Raw genomic sequence first — 14,698 nt, forward strand, 5'->3', positions numbered from 1 at the left:
GCCCGAGACGTCCGGTAGAGGAGGAAACTCGTGTTCGACTGCGCCATCATCGGGGCTGGCCTTGCAGGGCTGGTGGCCGCACAGCATCTTGTGGATCGAGGGCTGAGTGTCACCGTGCTCGAGGCTCGCAACCGCGTCGGCGGGCGCGTGGAGAACAAGACCCTCGCCGATGGGAGCTACGTCGAACTGGGTGGCCAGTGGATCGGCCCCGGATTCGACTCGCTCCTCGAGATCATCGACGACCTCGGCCTCGAGGTCATCGGGCTACCCGCCGAGGGCAATCTCATCATCCGTCTCCGCGGGCAGGCGCTGGCCGTGCCGTCGTCGGAGGACGAACCGGCCCTCACTCCGTTCGAGGTCTCAGACCTGGGGCAGGGCCTGCTGCGCCTGCGCCGCCTCGCCGAGCGCTTCCGTTCCGACAACGCCTGGCGCAAGGCCAACGACGCCTGGCTGAACCAGGACCTCCGTCGCTGGATCACCACCAACCTGCGCACGCAGGGAGCGCAGCGTCGCTTCTCGGAGGTCTACTCCGCCGCGTTCGGCCCCATGCCGAAGGACTGCACGCTGCTGGAGGGCCTCCACCAGGTCAACTCCGGTCCGGACCTCGAAACCATGCTCGCCAGCAACGGTGGCCTCCACCAGCGTCGCGTCCAGGGCGGCATGGCGACGGTGGCTGAGGCCCTCGCCGCCAAGCTCGGTGACGTCGTCCGGCTGGGCGCCGAAGTGGTGAAGGTGGAGCACGGCCCCCTCTCCGCCACCCTCCACCTCGCCGACGGTGAGGTCATCGAAGCCAAGCAGGTCATCTCAACCCTGCCTCCCCGTCTCGCGATGTCGCTCGAGCATGAGCCGCCGCTGCCGGAGTGGCGCGGCGAAGCGGCCGACAAGGTCGCTCCGGGCAACGTGATCAAGGCCTTCCTGATCTACGAAACCCCCTTCTGGCGCGAACGCGGCCTCAGCGGGCAGTCCTCCGCCGATGAGGGCGCCGTCCGCGTCACCTTCGACACGACTGCCGTGGGCGCCTCCAAGGGGCACCTCATGGGCTTCTTCGAGGGCGCAGACGCGGATTCGCTGTCGCGTCGTTCCATCACCCTGCGCGAGCGCGCCTTCACAGATTCCGTGGTGCGCAGTTTTGGGCAGGAGGCGGCAGAGCCGCTCGCCTACATCGAGCGCGACTGGGCCACAGAGAAGTTCACCGGCGGTTGCCACGGTGCCCACTTCTCGCCCGGCGTCTGGACCACCAACGGGCCGGTGCTGGCCGAACCCGACGGCGTGCTGCACTGGGCGGGCGCGGAGTACTCCACCCGCTTCAACGGCTACATGGAGGGTGCGGTGCGCAGCGGCCGCGAGGTCGCCGCTGTGGTGGCACGCAACCTGGCCTGAACTGTCCCCGACACCGGGAATACTGGGGCGCATGGCATCCACGCTCGGCAGAAGCCGCCTTGTCGCCCAGGGGCTGATCACCCGTCCCTACCCGTCCCCGGTTGATGCCCTCACCGCGTTCGGCGCGATGCAGGGTCAGGACCTGCCGGGAGTGCTGGCGTCGGCGGCGCTGCGCACCCCGTCGAACTCTGTCGACGACGTGCTGACAGCCCTCAACGAGGCCCGGATCGTGCGGGGCTACCCCATGCGCGGCACGGTGTTCCTGATGCCCGCGGCGGACGCGGCCTGGATCACGCAACTGTGCTCGTGGCCCTCCATCCGGGCGGCGGACCGGCGCAAGCAGCAGCTCGAACTGGACCAGCAGCAACTGGGTCGTGCGCGCGACCTCGCCGTCGGGTTGCTGGGGGAGCCCTTCTCCCGGTCGGAGTTGTTCGAGCTCTGGGACGAGCACGGCCTGCGCACCAAAGGGGGGCGCGGGTACCACCTGTTGTTCCACCTCATCGCCGAGGGGACCGTCGTCTACGGGCCGTGGAACGGCACCGAGCAGGACCTGGTGTTGGCCGACGCCTGGCTGCCGCGGGGCACAGATCTGGAGGACCGCTTCAACGGTGACCTCGACGCGGCCACCGCAGAATTCCTGCGCCGCTACCTCACCACCCACGGGCCGGCCACGGTGCGCGACTTCGCGTGGTGGACCAAGTTGACGCTTGCCCAGATCCGGCGGGGCCTGGCGCCCATTGTCGGCGAGTTCGAGACCGACGGCGCGGAGGAGCCCAGCTACTGGCGTCCTGGGCTCCTGGAGGAAGCCCGGGAGCTGGGCCGGGCCACGTCAGCGCCACTGCTGCTGCCCGGATTCGATGAGTTCGTCCTCGGCTACCAGGACCGCCTGTTCGCCATGACCGCCGACCACCACCAGCGGCTCGTCCCCGGCAACAACGGGGTGTTCAAGCGTTCGGTGGTGATCGGCGGCAGGGTGGTGGGAGTGTGGACGAGGAGCGGTCGTCCGGGGAAGCGGCAGTTCGAGGTCGATGCATTCACCGACATCACGCCGGCGACGGCCTCCAGGCTCGAGAAGCAGTTCGCCGCGTTCCCCTTCGTGACCGGTTAGACGGCGGCCGCGCCGCTCTCGCCGGTGCGGATGCGGACCACCTCGTCGACCATGGTGGACCACACCTTCCCGTCGCCGACGGAGCCGGTGCGGGCGGATTCGGTGATCACCCCGATCACCGCCTCGGCCTCGGCGTCCTCGACGAGCACCTCGATCTTCACCTTGGTGATGAAGTCGATCGTGTACTCCGCGCCGCGGTAGAACTCTTTGTGCCCACGCTGCCGGGCGTAGCCCGAGCATTCGGTGACGGTCATTCCGGCGACGCCGTGGTGCGCCAGGGCGATCTGGACGGCGGTGAGCATGGTGGGCTGGACGATGGCGGTGACGAGCCTCATGAACGGGCATCCTCTCGGACAGGAACGATCAGCGTCTGCTTGACGCCGTAGGTGGAGTAGCCGACGTGGCTGAGGTCGTAGCCGGTCTCCGCGTGCACGGCGGTGTCGATGCCGTGGGTCTCGGCGGACTGCGGGACGCGCAGCCCCATGACCCGGTCCAGGACCTTGGCGATGGCGTAGGTCACCGCGAAGGAGTAGACCAGCACCACTGTGGCGCCCAGCGTCTGCCGCCACAGTTGGTCGACGCCGCCGCCGTAGAGCAGGCCGGCCGTTTCGGCCGGGGAGGCCGGGTCGGCCAGCAGGCCGATGGCCAGGGTGCCCACGAGGCCGCCGACGAGGTGGACGCCCACCACGTCGAGCGAGTCGTCGTAGCCCAGGCGGTTCTTCAGGCTGATCGCGTAGGCGCAGGCCACGCCGGCCAGCAGGCCGATGATGAGCGCGCCCAGGGGGCTGACGGAATCCGCGGCCGGCGTGATGCCGACCAGGCCGGCCACGATGCCCGACGCGCCGCCGAGCGAGGTGGCGTGGCCGTCGCGGAGCCGCTCCACCAGGAGCCAGCCCAGCATCGCCGCCGCGGCGCCCGCCAGGGTGTTGACCCAGGCGACACCGGCCAGCGTGCCGGCGCTCAGCGCCGAGCCGGCGTTGAACCCGAACCAGCCGAACCACAGCAGCCCGGCGCCCAGCATCACCAGGGTGAGGTTGTGCGGGCGCATCGGCACGCTGCCGAAGCCCAGTCGCGGCCCCAGCACGAGGGCCAGCGCCAGCGCGGCCGCGCCGGCGTTGATGTGGATGGCGGTGCCGCCGGCGAAGTCCATGGCCTGGATGGAGTTGGCGATGAACCCACCCTCGGCGCTGACGCTCTCGTCGAAGCTGAAGACCCAGTGCGCTGCGGGGAAGTAGACCAGCAGGGCCCACACAGCCGCGAACACGAGCCAGGCGGAGAACTTCATCCGGTCGGCCACCGCGCCCGAGATCAGTGCCACCGCGATGATCGCGAACGCGCCCTGGAAGCCTGCGAACACGGCCGTCGGGATGGTGCCGACGACAGCATCGGGCGACATCAGCCCGTTCAGGAAGGCGTACTCGAACGGGTTGCCGAGCAGGCCGCCGCCGATGTCGTTGCCGAACGACATCGAGAAGCCGACGACGATCCACAGGACCCCGACGACCCCCATGGTGGCGATCGACATCATGAGCATGTTGAGGACGGACTTGGCTCTGACCATGCCGCCGTAGAAGAACGCCAGGGCAGGCGTCATGAGGAGCACCAGCGCTGCGCTGATGAGGACCCAGGCTGTGTCGCCGGTATCAATTTCGAGGAGTTCCATGCCAACGAATCCTGGTGGCAGCACATTTCGACGATGGGCACCACGGGGTAACGAACGCGTTAGCGATGCGGGCCCTGGGTTTCAACCTGGGGTCGCGGTTGTTGCGACGGCGTTACTTCAGCGGCGCGCGAGGTGATCGAGCCGCACGTGGCCGAACTCGCCGTCGGAGAGGTCCGCCCAGCTCCCGTCGAAGGAGAACGCGGAGTACGAGGAGGTGGGGAAGTGGCACTGGGCGTCGTCGGCTGCGGACCGGTTGCTGGCATAGGCCAGCTCGGCCACGAGGCTGGGGATGGTGGGGGCGTGGCCGACAACCAGGAGCGCCTGCACGTCGTCGTCGGTCTCGGAGATCCGCTGGATGATCGTCTCGGTGCCGTGGTGGTAGAGGGCGTCCTGGAACTCGGCCGGGACGTCCAGGCCGAGAGCCGCGAAGGTCTGGCGGGTGCGCTCCGCGGCCGAGACCAGCGCGTAGTCGACGCCGAGGGCGCGAAGTTCGACGCCCGTCTCCTGCGCCTGTTGGATGCCGCGCGGGGTCAGGCGGCGGGCCCTGTCGCCGTGGACGTTGTTGGGCTCGGTGTGGGCGTGCCGCATCAGGACCAGTCGTCTCATCGGGCCACTCTACGCCTGGAGGAACGAGGGAGATTGCTGCCACATCGGCCCTACACGGCGCGATGTGGCAGAAATCTCCCGGCGGAGGTCAGCGCTTGACGGCGACGATGAGGTCGCGCTTGATGGCGGAGTCGACGCGGTGCGCGAAGCGCTCCCAGGCGCCGCCGGCCTGCACCGTGAGGCCGTTGGACGTGAGCTGGTGCGCGAGGTCCTCCCGGGAGAGACCGAAGGTGTTCCAGGACAGCCCCAGCGCGCCGCCGTGCATCAACTGCCCGGCCCACACCGGGATGGCCTCCTTCAGGAGCCCGGCGGGGGAGCGGTCGCGCTTGCCGGACACGCCGCGGACGTCCGTGGTCGAGCCGTGCGCGATGCCGTAGGGGGCGTCGGCCACGATCGCGTCGAAGCGCTTCTTGCCGAACAGGGCGGCGGAATCCCTGGTGTCTCCGGTGAAGGCCGTGAGAATGCTCTTTCCCTCCGGCGTGGTGATCTCCGCGTCGAAACGCTTGCCCACGTTCTTGCCCTCCCGCCGCACGGGGGTGGTGTCGGCGACGTGCTTGATCCGGCTGCGGCGCAGATACGTCTTGTAGAAGGACGCCATCATCTCGAAGGCCTTGGCATCGCCCTCCACGCCGAAGGCGTCGTGGCCCAGCAGAAGGGCCATGGAGAGGGTTGTGCCGCGTCCGGCCAGCGGGTCGAGGACCTGCCGGGGGCCTGTCGGTTCGCGCGTGACCGCGGCCAGCGTCACGCTCAGCAACAGCTGGGTGAATTGCTCGTTGGTCTTGCCCTGGTACTTCGGGATGGTCACGAGGTCGTCGTCGAACAGGAACGGCCTGGGCATGGCCACCGGACGGAGGAGGCCCTCGGGCGCGGAATCCTCGAAGAGGGCGAACGCCGCCGACTGTCGGGCGACGGTGGCCAACTGCCCCTCGTTCAGCTCAGGCGCCTGGAACGCCAGGTAGCCGACGCCCGCGATGTCCTGCTCTTCGATCTCCGTGGCGAACGGCGCGGTGATCTCGAGCTCCGCGGCGGTCAGCGGCCCGGATTCGCCGGCGTAGACACGGTTGGCAGACGGGGTGCGCAGCATCAGATAACGGGGCATCTGGCCAGTTTCCCACAAACCACAGGCGTTATCCTTGCCAGCGATGGCTGCAGGAATGGTGGACACATGGTGGGCGAGGGCCGCGGCGGTCTTCGCGGGCGGCGCGCTCGGCACGGGGCTGCGTCTGGGGCTCCTCAACCTCATCGGGCATGAGGTGATCGCTTTGGCCGCCATCAACCTGCTCGGGTGTTTCGCGCTCGGCCTCATTTCGGGCCTCTACCGCCGCAAGGTCACCCTGGTGCGGCTGTTCCTCGCCGTCGGCGGGGTGGCGTCGTTCACATCCTGGTCCACGTTGGCCGTGCAGTCGCTGTCCGTGGCTGGCGTGCTCATCGCGGTGTTGGAGACGGCCTTCGGCGTGTTCGCGGCCGGAATGGGCCACCTCGCCGGGTGGCGGAGCACGGTGCGGGAGCACAGGTGATCTGGCTCATCTGCCTGGCCGGAGGCTTCGGTGCTGTGGCCAGGGCCGGCGTTGACGTCATCGTGGCCCGGCGCTGGGCACCCTGGAAGGCGACGCTGGGGGTCAACCTCGTGGGGTCCTTCATCCTGGGCGCCGCGTCCGTGCACCTCTCGGGAAGTTGGCTGGCGGTGGTGGGCACCGGGTTCTGCGGTGCCTTCACGACCTTCTCGTCAGCCTGCTGGCAGGCCGCCCGCGAATTCGGCCGCAGGCGGCCCGAGATCGCCGTTGGTTACTCGCTGGTCACCATCGCAGGCTGCCTGGTGGCCGCCTGGACGGGGACGCTGACCGGCTGACTAGGCCAGGTTGACGTGGTGGTGCTCGTAGGGCGTGCCCTTGGCGCGCTCGAATGACGCATGCACCTCGGCCTCGGCCTCTGCGCGGCTGGTCCAGGTGGCGCCTTCGACCGATTTGCCGGGCTCCAGGTCCTTGTACACCGAGAAGAAGTGCTCGATCTCGAGCAGCATGTGCTCCGGCACCGAAGCGAGGTCCGTGATGTTGGCGCGGCGGGTGTCCGCCGTGGCCACGCACAGGACCTTGTCGTCGCCGCCCATCTCATCCGTCATGCGGAACATCGCCACGGCGTAGCACTCGATGAGGCAACCGGGGAAGGTGGGATCAGCACCGATGACCATGGCGTCGAGCGGGTCCCCGTCGAGGCCCAGCGTGCCCTCCACGAAACCGTAGTCATAGGGGTACTGCGTCGAAGTGAACAGCACGCGGTCCAGACGCAGCCGGCCGGTGTTGTGGTCCATCTCGTACTTGTTCTTGGTGCCCTTGGGGATCTCCACCGTGACGTCGAACAGGACCCGACGGCCGGGATCGATCGGCCTCAGACCAACAGGCGCGTCTTCGCTCACTTGGGCACTCCTATGATTGGTGTCGAAGACCCGCGCATCGTTGCGGGTCCCCTGCAGGATACCCCTTTGGAGGTCGGTGTGCGGAGCCGTGGACGCGTCGCGGAGTGGGTGATCACCTGGCTCGTGGTTGGTGTACTGCTCGCCGGCGGCTTCCTGGTCTCCGTGTTCCACAGGGAAGCGCTGGCCGTCACCGGCCTCACCCGCGACGGGGCTCCGACCACCGTCAGCCCCACCCTCTTCGCCCCACCCACCACCCCGGAGGCGACGCCTGCCGAGTCCCCGACGCCTCCCCCGGCCGGCACCGGGTTGGTGGCGGCGGTCGAACTGCCCGCGCCCGGCGTGCTGCCGGACCGCGCTGCGCTCGAGGCGAAGATCGCGGCGCTGGACACTTCGAAGCTGGTCCCGGCCGAGGGCGGTGAGCCCGTGGTGATCGGCTACGAAGTGGTCGATGTCGCCAGCGGCGAAGTGGTGGCGGCGGCGCAGGAGAAGACCCCGCTGATCCCCGCGTCGAACACCAAGACGCTCACCGCGCTGGCCGTGATGAACGCGTTCGAGGGCTCTGAGACGTTCGCGACGCGGGTCGTCCAGCCGGCCCCCGGTCAACTGGTGCTGGTCGGTGGGGGCGACCCCATGCTGCGCAGCATCGCCAACGCGGAGGGGGCCTATCCCCAGTTGCCCACCACCGAGGAACTGGCCAAGCGCACCGTCGCGTCCCTGCGCGCCGCCGGGGTGACGTCGGTCACGCTCGGCTACGACGAATCGCACTTCGCCGGCCCGGGCTGGAACGAGACCTGGCCGGAGACCTACCGCGACCAGGTGACGGCCATCTCGGCGCTGTGGATCGACGAGGGGCGCGGCCCCAGGGGCGGCCCGCGTAGCCTCACCCCGGCCCTGACAGCGGCCACCACGTTCGCCGCTCAGCTGAACGCCTTCGGGGTCGCTGTGACCGGCGCCCCGGTCGCAGCGCCCGGCTCGGGCGACGCCGAGGAGATCGCCCGCATCGAATCCCTGCCCGTGCACATCCTCGTGGAGCAGTTCATGCAGCGCTCCAACAACTCCTTCACCGAGGTGATGGGTCACCAGTTGGCGGTCCGGACCGGGCACCCGGCCACGTTCGCCGGCTCGGTGGCAGCCATCCAGGAGCAACTCTCCGAACTGGGGATCTGGGATGAGGGCACCGTCCTCCACGACGCCTCGGGGCTCTCGCGGGGCAACCGCTTCACCCCGAACATGCTCGCGGCGGCCCTCGCCAGGCTCGCGTCGGAGCCCCGGCTCTCCGTCACCCTCGACGGGCTGCCCACCGCAGGGGTCACCGGCACCCTCGCCGAGAGGTTCGCGGACCCCGTCTCGCGCCCGGCCCGCGGTATCGCCCGGGCCAAGACCGGCTCCCTGTCGCTGGTGGCCACTCTCGGCGGCACCACTCTCACTGCGGATGACCGGCTCCTGGCCTTCGCCTTCTTCATCAACGGCGCGCCGGACGGCTTCGCCGCGCGGGTCTGGACGGACCAGGCCACCGGCACCCTCGCGTCGTGCGGCTGCTGATGGAACACGCCCCAAGCATCAACTGGCGTCTGGCCCACAGGGTCGCGGCGCTGCGTCCCGACGACCTGCCGGACCTGACCTCCCGGGAGCTCACCCGCCTCGTGGCGGACCTCCGCGTGACCGCGCGTCGCGCAGGGGAGATCGCGGCGAAGCACCTGGGTCTCCAGGCGGTGGGCGCCACCCGCGTCCGCGTCGTCGACTGGGACGGCTGGGGGAGGGCGGTGCGTGGCATGGCCGACGGTGCCGTCACCGAACTGGGTCTGGGTCCGGCAGACACGGGGACAGCCGCACTAGGCTCTGCCGTGCGCAACGGCCTGCTGATCGGCGTGGGGATGCGGGCGGTCAGCCGCCGGCTGCTGGGGCAGTACGACGCCTTCACCGGCTCGGACACCCTCTACCTGGTGGCCCCCACGATCGTCGCCCACGAACGCTCGCACCGCTTCACCCCCGCCCACTTCCGGATGTGGGTGGCGCTCCATGAGCAGACCCACGCCCTGCAGTTCCGGCTGGCGCCGTGGCTACGCGACTACGTGGCCGAGCGGATGCGCCTGGTGGTCCACGACGAGGTGCCGCTCGGGGAGGGCCTGCTCCGATGGGCCCGAACTCGGGACGTCTCCGCCCTCCTGACCTCGGCAGACGCGGCCACCGCGATGGCTGAGCTCACCGCGACGATGACGTTCCTCGAGGGTCACGCGGACTACACCTCCGACTACGCCGGGCGCCGCCACGCGCCCACCATCCCCGGCATGCGCCGGGCCTTCGCGCGGCCGGAGCGGGCGGGGCTGCTAGCCCGGCTGTCGAAGTCCCTGGACAAGAACGCCCAGTACCGCGACGGGCTCGAGTTCTGCCTGCGCGTGCAGCGGCTGAAGAACCGCGCCGCCCTCAAGCGCGCCTTCGAGCGGCCGGACAACCTGCCTACCGCGGAGGAGATCTCTGACCCGGCGCTCTGGCTGCAGCGGGTCCATGGCTAGGCGCGAGCTCGGCCCGGCCGCGCTGCGCGTCGCGCGCGCGGTCCACGCCGTGTTGCCTGAGGCTGCGGTCGTCGGGTGCTCAGGTGGCGCGGACTCGCTGGCGCTGGCGCTCGGCGCCCAGTGGGCGGCGAGGCAGCGGGGTGGCAGCGTCAGGGCGTTCGTCGTGGACCACGGTCTCCAGGCGGGCTCGTCCGAGGTCGCGGCCAGGGTGGCTTCGCTGCTCGACCACCGAGGTATGGCGGCGGAGGTCGTGCGCGTCAGGGTGGACGGTTCCGCCGGTGGGCTGGAGGCCGCCGCCCGGGAGGCCCGGCTCGCGGCGCTCACCGCCCCCGGCCTGCCGGTGCTGCTCGGCCACACGCTCGACGACCAGGCCGAGACGGTGCTGCTGGGCCTCCTACGCGGCTCGGGTACGCGGTCGCTCTCGGGGATGGCGGCCTCCACATCTCTCGCCGCGGCCCCGTCCGCCCCGGGGGGCGACGCCCGGGTCGTGACCCTCCTGCGGCCGCTGCTCGGGCTCCGGCGCGCGGACACCGAGGCCGCCTGTCACGACTGGGGCGTGACGCCGTGGGAGGACCCCATGAACGCCGACCCGAGGTTCGCCAGGGTCGCCTTCCGGCAGCACCTCACGGACCTGGGACGGGCCGTCGGTCGAGACCTCGCGCCGGCCCTGGCACGAACCGCGCACCTCGCCCGCGCGGATGCCGAACTCCTCGACGAACTTGCGGCACGGGCGGTGCCGGTCGATGGCGACCTCACCGTCGAGGACCTCGCCACCCTGCCCGACGCGCTGCGCTGGCGGGTGCTGCACCGCTGGCTGACCCGGGTGTCGCCCACGGTGGGATCCCAGCATGTGTTCGCCGTCGACGCCCTCCTCACGAACTGGCACGGCCAGGGGGCCATCGCCGTCCCCGGTGGCCGGGTGCTGAGGGTCGGACACCAGCTCACCGTGCGATAGGCTCGTCTGCGTGGATGCTGCAGACGTTTCAGGCGACCTCGAGAAGGTCCTCTTCACCAACGACGAGATCCAGGCCCGCGTGGCCCAGATCGCCGCCCAGATCGACGCCGACTACGTGGGCCGCAACCTGCTGCTGGTGGGAGTGCTCAACGGCGCGGTGATGGTCATGAGTGACCTGCAGCGCGCGATGCGCAGCCACGTGGAGATGGACTGGATGGCCGTGTCCAGCTACGGCGCCGGTACGCAGTCCTCCGGTGTGGTGCGCATCCTGAAGGACCTCAACGCCGACCTCGAGGGCCGCGACGTCATCGTCGTCGAGGACATCATCGACACCGGCCTGACGCTCAGCTACCTGATGAGCAACCTGGCCACCCGCAACCCCGCCAGCCTCGAGATCATGACGATGTTCCGCAAGCCCGACGCCGCCCAGATGGACGTCGACGTCAAGTACGTCGGCTTCGAGATCCCCAATGAATTCGTCGTCGGCTACGGCCTCGACTACGCCGGCCGGTACCGCAACCTGCGCGACGTCGGCACGCTCGCGCCCCACGTCTACGCCTGAGCCTGCGCGCCGTCCGCTCTCAGCGGAGCCGGAGGTCTTGCGGCCGCTGGTAATGTGACCGTGCGCCCGCGTCAACTCAGGGCGCGTCCTTAATGCCGCCAGAGAGCTGACCCCAAGTTGCAGAGATTTTTCAAGAGCCCGTTCGCCTGGATTCTCATCAGCATCGTGTTCCTCATGCTGGGGATGCAGATGATCAGTTCAGTTACCGGCTACCAGACGGTCCCCACTTCGGAGACCCTGGAATTGCTCGCCGGTGACACGAAGCTGACCGAAGTCATCCTGGTGGACGGCGAACAGCAGATCCAGGTCACGGACCACACCGGTAAGAAGACGCAGTCCCAGTGGGTGGGTAACCAGGTCGACGACGTGGTGCCGCTGCTGGAGAAGCGTGCCGAGGCCGGCACCATCGACAAGTGGACCGGCCGCAACCCCACGCCCGGCCTGCTGCAGATGTTCCTCTACACGGGCCTGCCGTTCCTCATCATCATCCTGGTCTTCTTCTGGCTGATGCGCTCTATGTCCGGCGGCGGCGCCGGCGGACCGCTGTCCTTCGGCAAGTCGAAGGCGAAGCTGGTCTCCAAGGACACGCCCAAGACCACGTTCGGCGATGTCGCCGGCGCTGACGAGGCCGTCGAGGAACTGGAAGAGATCAAGGAGTTCCTGGCGGAGCCCGCGAAGTTCCAGAAGCTGGGCGCCAAGATCCCCAAGGGCGTGCTGCTCTACGGCCCGCCCGGCACCGGCAAGACCCTCCTCGCGCGAGCGGTGGCGGGCGAGGCGAACGTGCCGTTCTTCTCCATCTCCGGCTCTGATTTCGTCGAGATGTTCGTCGGCGTGGGTGCCTCCCGCGTGCGTGACCTGTTCAACCAGGCCAAGGAGAACGCCCCGGCGATCATCTTCATCGACGAGATCGACGCCGTCGGCCGGCACCGCGGTGCCGGCATGGGCGGCGGCCACGACGAGCGCGAGCAGACGCTCAACCAGCTGCTGGTCGAGATGGACGGCTTCGACGTGCGCGGCGGCGTGATCCTCATCGCCGCCACCAACCGCCCTGACGTCCTCGACCCGGCGCTCCTGCGCCCCGGCCGTTTCGACCGCCAGATCGGCGTCGATGCCCCGGACGCGGACGGACGCGCCAAGATCCTCCAGGTGCACGCCAAGGGCAAGCCGCTGGCCAGCGACGTGGACCTCGTGTCCATCGCCCGCCGCACCCCCGGCTTCTCCGGCGCGGACCTGGCCAACGTGCTCAACGAGGCGGCGCTGCTGGCTGCCCGCATGAACGAGGAGATGATCCGCCAGCCCATGCTGGACGAGGCCATCGACCGCGTGATCGCCGGCCCCCAGAAGCGCACCCGCCTCATGGACGACCGCGAACGCCTCATCACGGCCTACCACGAGGGCGGCCACGCGCTGGTCGCCGCAGCCATGCCGGGCAACGACCCGGTGCAGAAGGTCACCATCCTTCCCCGCGGCCGCGCGCTGGGCTACACGATGGTCATGCCGGACGAGGACAAGTACTCCCGCACCCGCGGCGAGCTCCTCGACCAGATGGCCTACATGATGGGTGGGCGCGCCGCGGAGGAACTCATCTTCCACGACCCGACGACGGGCGCCGCCAACGACATCGAGAAGGCCACCAAGGTGGCCCGCGCGATGGTGATGCAGTACGGCATGAGCGAGCGCGTTGGCTCCGTCAAGCTGGGCGGCGGCGACTCGGAGCCGTTCATGGGCATGCGCGGCACGGATTCCAGCCAGGAGTTCTCGCAGCACATGGCCGCGATCGTCGACGAGGAGGTGGCCAAGCTGATCCACACCGCGCACCAGGAGGCGTTCGACGTGCTCGTGGAGAACCGTGCGGTCCTCGACGAGCTCGTGCGTCAGCTGTTCGCCAAGGAGACGCTGAACCGCAAGGAGGTCGACGAGGTGTTCAAGGGCCTCGCCAGGCGCGACAAGCGTCCCGCCTGGACTGGCTCCGATCTCCGCGTCCCGTCCACCGAACCCCCGGTCGAGGTGCCCCCCGCACCGGAACCCCTCCCCGAACAGCCCACGAAGCTGCCGCTGCCCGAGACAGGTCCCTCCCCGTGGGGGCCCCCCACCGCACCCCCGAGCCACTGATGGCCGTGGATCAGCCGCGCGCCGCGGCCGCCATCCGGGAACTGCTCATCGCCCTCGGCGAGGATCCCGACAGGGAGGGCCTGCTGGAGACCCCTGACCGGGTCGCCCGCGCCTGGGGGGAGCTGAGCGCCGGATACCGCGCTGACGTGACCGAGATCCTCGGCACCACGTTCGACATCTCCCACGACGAGATGATCCTCGTCAAGGACATCGAGCTCGTGAGCCTCTGCGAACACCACCTCCTGCCGTTCACCGGCGTGGCGCACGTGGGCTACATCCCGTCGATCGACGGCCGGGTGACGGGCCTGTCCAAGATCGCCCGCCTCGTCGAGATGTACGGCCGTCGCCTCCAGGTGCAGGAACGCCTCACGTCGCAGATCGCCGAGGCCCTCGTCGAGCACCTCGGTGTGCGGGGCGTCATCGTCGTGATCGAGGCCGAGCACACCTGTATGACCATGCGGGGCGTGCGCAAGCCGGGCTCGCGCACGGTGACTTCGGCGGTGCGCGGCCTGTTGCGCGACCCTGCCACCAGGGCGGAGGCCATGAGCCTGATCATCGGGCGGTGACCTGATGACACTCGTGATGGGCATCCTCAACGTGACGCCCGATTCGTTCTCCGACGGCGGCGCCTACCTGGACGCGGATGTCGCCATCGCCCACGCCCGGGCCATGCTGGCCGCCGGGGCGTCCATGATCGACGTCGGCGGCGAGTCGACGCGCCCAGGCTCGGCCCGGGTGGGTCTGCGGGAAGAACTGGGCAGGGTGGTGCCGATCGTGGCCGCGCTCGCAGCGGACGGCATCACCGTCTCCGTCGACACCATGCGCGCCAAGGTGGCCTCGGCCGCCATCGACGCCGGTGCCCGCATCATCAACGACGTCTCCGGTGGCTTGGCGGACCCGGACATGCTCGGGGTGGTGGCCCAGTCGTCGGCGGATTTCGTGCTCATGCACTGGCGCGACCATTCCGCACGGTTCCAGCCCACCGCGCAGTACGGCGACGTGGTCGCCGATGTGCTGGGCGAACTGCTCGGGCAGCGCGACAAGGCCCTTGAGGCGGGCATCCCGCAAGGCCGGATCATCCTGGATCCTGGCCTGGGATTCTCGAAGACGTGGGACCACAACTGGACACTGCTGCGCCACCTCGACCGGTTCCAGGGACTGGGGCACCGGGTGCTGGTAGGCGCCTCCCGCAAAGCCTTCCTCGGTGAACTGCTCGGCGGCCGCGAACCGTTGGGCCGCGACGGCGCGACGGCGGCCGTGTCGTTCTGGTCCGCGCTCCACGGGGTGTGGGCGGTGCGCACCCATGACGTCGGTGGGCAGGCCGACGCCATCGCCGTCGCCCGTCGACTGGACCGCGAAGCTCCCCTCGGGAAAGAGGTCCGGTAA

Annotated in this window: 15 protein-coding genes and 1 pseudogene; 11 read left to right on the plus strand and 5 right to left on the minus strand. The window is 69.7% G+C overall.

Annotation, left to right across the window (positions count from 1 at the left end):
• The first annotated feature begins 30 nt into the window (after positions 1–30).
• Positions 31–1,380 carry an FAD-dependent oxidoreductase gene (locus H5393_RS01230; protein ID WP_182765203.1) on the plus strand — a complete coding sequence of 450 codons (1,350 nt, stop codon included), beginning with the start codon at positions 31–33 and terminating at the stop codon, positions 1,378–1,380.
• Between the two features lie 31 nt (positions 1,381–1,411).
• Positions 1,412–2,488, plus strand: coding sequence for a winged helix DNA-binding domain-containing protein (locus H5393_RS01235; protein ID WP_182765204.1), 1,077 nt, complete (start codon positions 1,412–1,414; stop codon positions 2,486–2,488).
• Here H5393_RS01235 and H5393_RS01240 read toward each other — a convergent pair.
• From H5393_RS01240 to H5393_RS01255, 4 genes are all read right to left on the minus strand, one after another.
• Positions 2,485–2,823, minus strand: coding sequence for a P-II family nitrogen regulator (locus H5393_RS01240; protein WP_076063044.1), 339 nt, complete (start codon positions 2,821–2,823; stop codon positions 2,485–2,487). The two genes, H5393_RS01235 and H5393_RS01240, sit on opposite strands and share 4 nt — an antisense overlap.
• Entirely contained in the window at positions 2,820–4,151 is a 1,332-nt protein-coding gene (locus H5393_RS01245) for an ammonium transporter (protein WP_182765205.1), read from the minus strand. Before H5393_RS01245 ends, H5393_RS01240 begins: the two co-directional genes overlap by 4 nt.
• A gap of 117 nt (positions 4,152–4,268) precedes the next feature.
• A complete protein-coding gene (locus H5393_RS01250) occupies positions 4,269–4,757 on the minus strand; it encodes a histidine phosphatase family protein (protein WP_182765206.1) in 489 nt (162 codons plus the stop codon).
• Between the two features lie 88 nt (positions 4,758–4,845).
• Positions 4,846–5,856, minus strand: coding sequence for a TRM11 family methyltransferase (locus H5393_RS01255; protein WP_182765207.1), 1,011 nt, complete (start codon positions 5,854–5,856; stop codon positions 4,846–4,848).
• Between the two features lie 43 nt (positions 5,857–5,899).
• Here H5393_RS01255 and H5393_RS01260 point away from each other — a divergent pair, with 43 nt between their 5' ends.
• Together H5393_RS01260 and H5393_RS01265 are read left to right on the plus strand one after the other, a co-directional pair.
• Positions 5,900–6,274, plus strand: a complete 375-nt coding sequence (locus tag H5393_RS01260) for a CrcB family protein (RefSeq protein ID WP_182765208.1) — start codon at positions 5,900–5,902, stop codon at positions 6,272–6,274.
• On the plus strand, positions 6,271–6,606 hold the full coding sequence (locus tag H5393_RS01265; RefSeq protein WP_182765209.1) for a CrcB family protein: 336 nt from the start codon (positions 6,271–6,273) through the stop codon (positions 6,604–6,606). Before H5393_RS01260 ends, H5393_RS01265 begins: the two co-directional genes overlap by 4 nt.
• Here H5393_RS01265 and H5393_RS01270 read toward each other — a convergent pair whose 3' ends face one another.
• A complete protein-coding gene (locus H5393_RS01270) occupies positions 6,607–7,146 on the minus strand; it encodes an inorganic diphosphatase (RefSeq protein WP_255433719.1) in 540 nt (179 codons plus the stop codon).
• A gap of 102 nt (positions 7,147–7,248) precedes the next feature.
• On the opposite strand from H5393_RS01270, the gene dacB reads away from it, so the two are divergent.
• From dacB to folP, 7 genes and pseudogenes are all read left to right on the plus strand, one after another.
• Positions 7,249–8,712, plus strand: coding sequence for a D-alanyl-D-alanine carboxypeptidase/D-alanyl-D-alanine-endopeptidase (gene dacB / locus H5393_RS01275; RefSeq protein ID WP_182765210.1), 1,464 nt, complete (start codon positions 7,249–7,251; stop codon positions 8,710–8,712).
• Complete coding sequence (locus H5393_RS01280) at positions 8,700–9,683, plus strand: zinc-dependent metalloprotease (RefSeq protein ID WP_182765211.1); 984 nt, start codon at positions 8,700–8,702, stop codon at positions 9,681–9,683. Before dacB ends, H5393_RS01280 begins: the two co-directional genes overlap by 13 nt.
• A complete protein-coding gene (gene tilS, locus H5393_RS01285; protein WP_182765212.1) occupies positions 9,676–10,638 on the plus strand; it encodes a tRNA lysidine(34) synthetase TilS in 963 nt (320 codons plus the stop codon). Before H5393_RS01280 ends, tilS begins: the two co-directional genes overlap by 8 nt.
• Before the next feature lie 10 nt (positions 10,639–10,648).
• Positions 10,649–11,200, plus strand: coding sequence for a hypoxanthine phosphoribosyltransferase (hpt, locus tag H5393_RS01290; RefSeq protein ID WP_182765213.1), 552 nt, complete (start codon positions 10,649–10,651; stop codon positions 11,198–11,200).
• Between the two features lie 117 nt (positions 11,201–11,317).
• Positions 11,318–13,409, plus strand: a pseudogene (gene ftsH / locus H5393_RS01295) (ATP-dependent zinc metalloprotease FtsH).
• Positions 13,312–13,878, plus strand: coding sequence for a GTP cyclohydrolase I FolE (gene folE, locus H5393_RS01300; protein WP_182765214.1), 567 nt, complete (start codon positions 13,312–13,314; stop codon positions 13,876–13,878). Before ftsH ends, folE begins: the two are co-directional and overlap by 98 nt.
• A gap of 4 nt (positions 13,879–13,882) precedes the next feature.
• Positions 13,883–14,698, plus strand: a complete 816-nt coding sequence (folP, locus tag H5393_RS01305) for a dihydropteroate synthase (RefSeq protein WP_255436239.1) — start codon at positions 13,883–13,885, stop codon at positions 14,696–14,698.

The sequence above is a fragment of the Tessaracoccus sp. MC1756 genome (assembly GCF_014164735.1).
GTDB lineage: Bacteria > Actinomycetota > Actinomycetes > Propionibacteriales > Propionibacteriaceae > Arachnia.

What these genes read in the sequence shown, in the direction of transcription:
- H5393_RS01235 (WP_182765204.1), top strand. Translation starts at nt 1,412, where the DNA reads ATGGCATCCACGCTCGGCAGAAGCCGCCTTGTCGCCCAGGGGCTGATC.
- H5393_RS01240 (WP_076063044.1), bottom strand. Translation starts at nt 2,823, where the DNA reads ATGAGGCTCGTCACCGCCATCGTCCAGCCCACCATGCTCACCGCCGTC.
- H5393_RS01245 (WP_182765205.1), bottom strand. Translation starts at nt 4,151, where the DNA reads ATGGAACTCCTCGAAATTGATACCGGCGACACAGCCTGGGTCCTCATC.
- H5393_RS01250 (WP_182765206.1), bottom strand. Translation starts at nt 4,757, where the DNA reads ATGAGACGACTGGTCCTGATGCGGCACGCCCACACCGAGCCCAACAAC.
- H5393_RS01255 (WP_182765207.1), bottom strand. Translation starts at nt 5,856, where the DNA reads ATGCCCCGTTATCTGATGCTGCGCACCCCGTCTGCCAACCGTGTCTAC.
- H5393_RS01260 (WP_182765208.1), top strand. Translation starts at nt 5,900, where the DNA reads ATGGCTGCAGGAATGGTGGACACATGGTGGGCGAGGGCCGCGGCGGTC.
- tilS (WP_182765212.1), top strand. Translation starts at nt 9,676, where the DNA reads ATGGCTAGGCGCGAGCTCGGCCCGGCCGCGCTGCGCGTCGCGCGCGCG.
- folE (WP_182765214.1), top strand. Translation starts at nt 13,312, where the DNA reads ATGGCCGTGGATCAGCCGCGCGCCGCGGCCGCCATCCGGGAACTGCTC.
- folP (WP_255436239.1), top strand. Translation starts at nt 13,883, where the DNA reads ATGACACTCGTGATGGGCATCCTCAACGTGACGCCCGATTCGTTCTCC.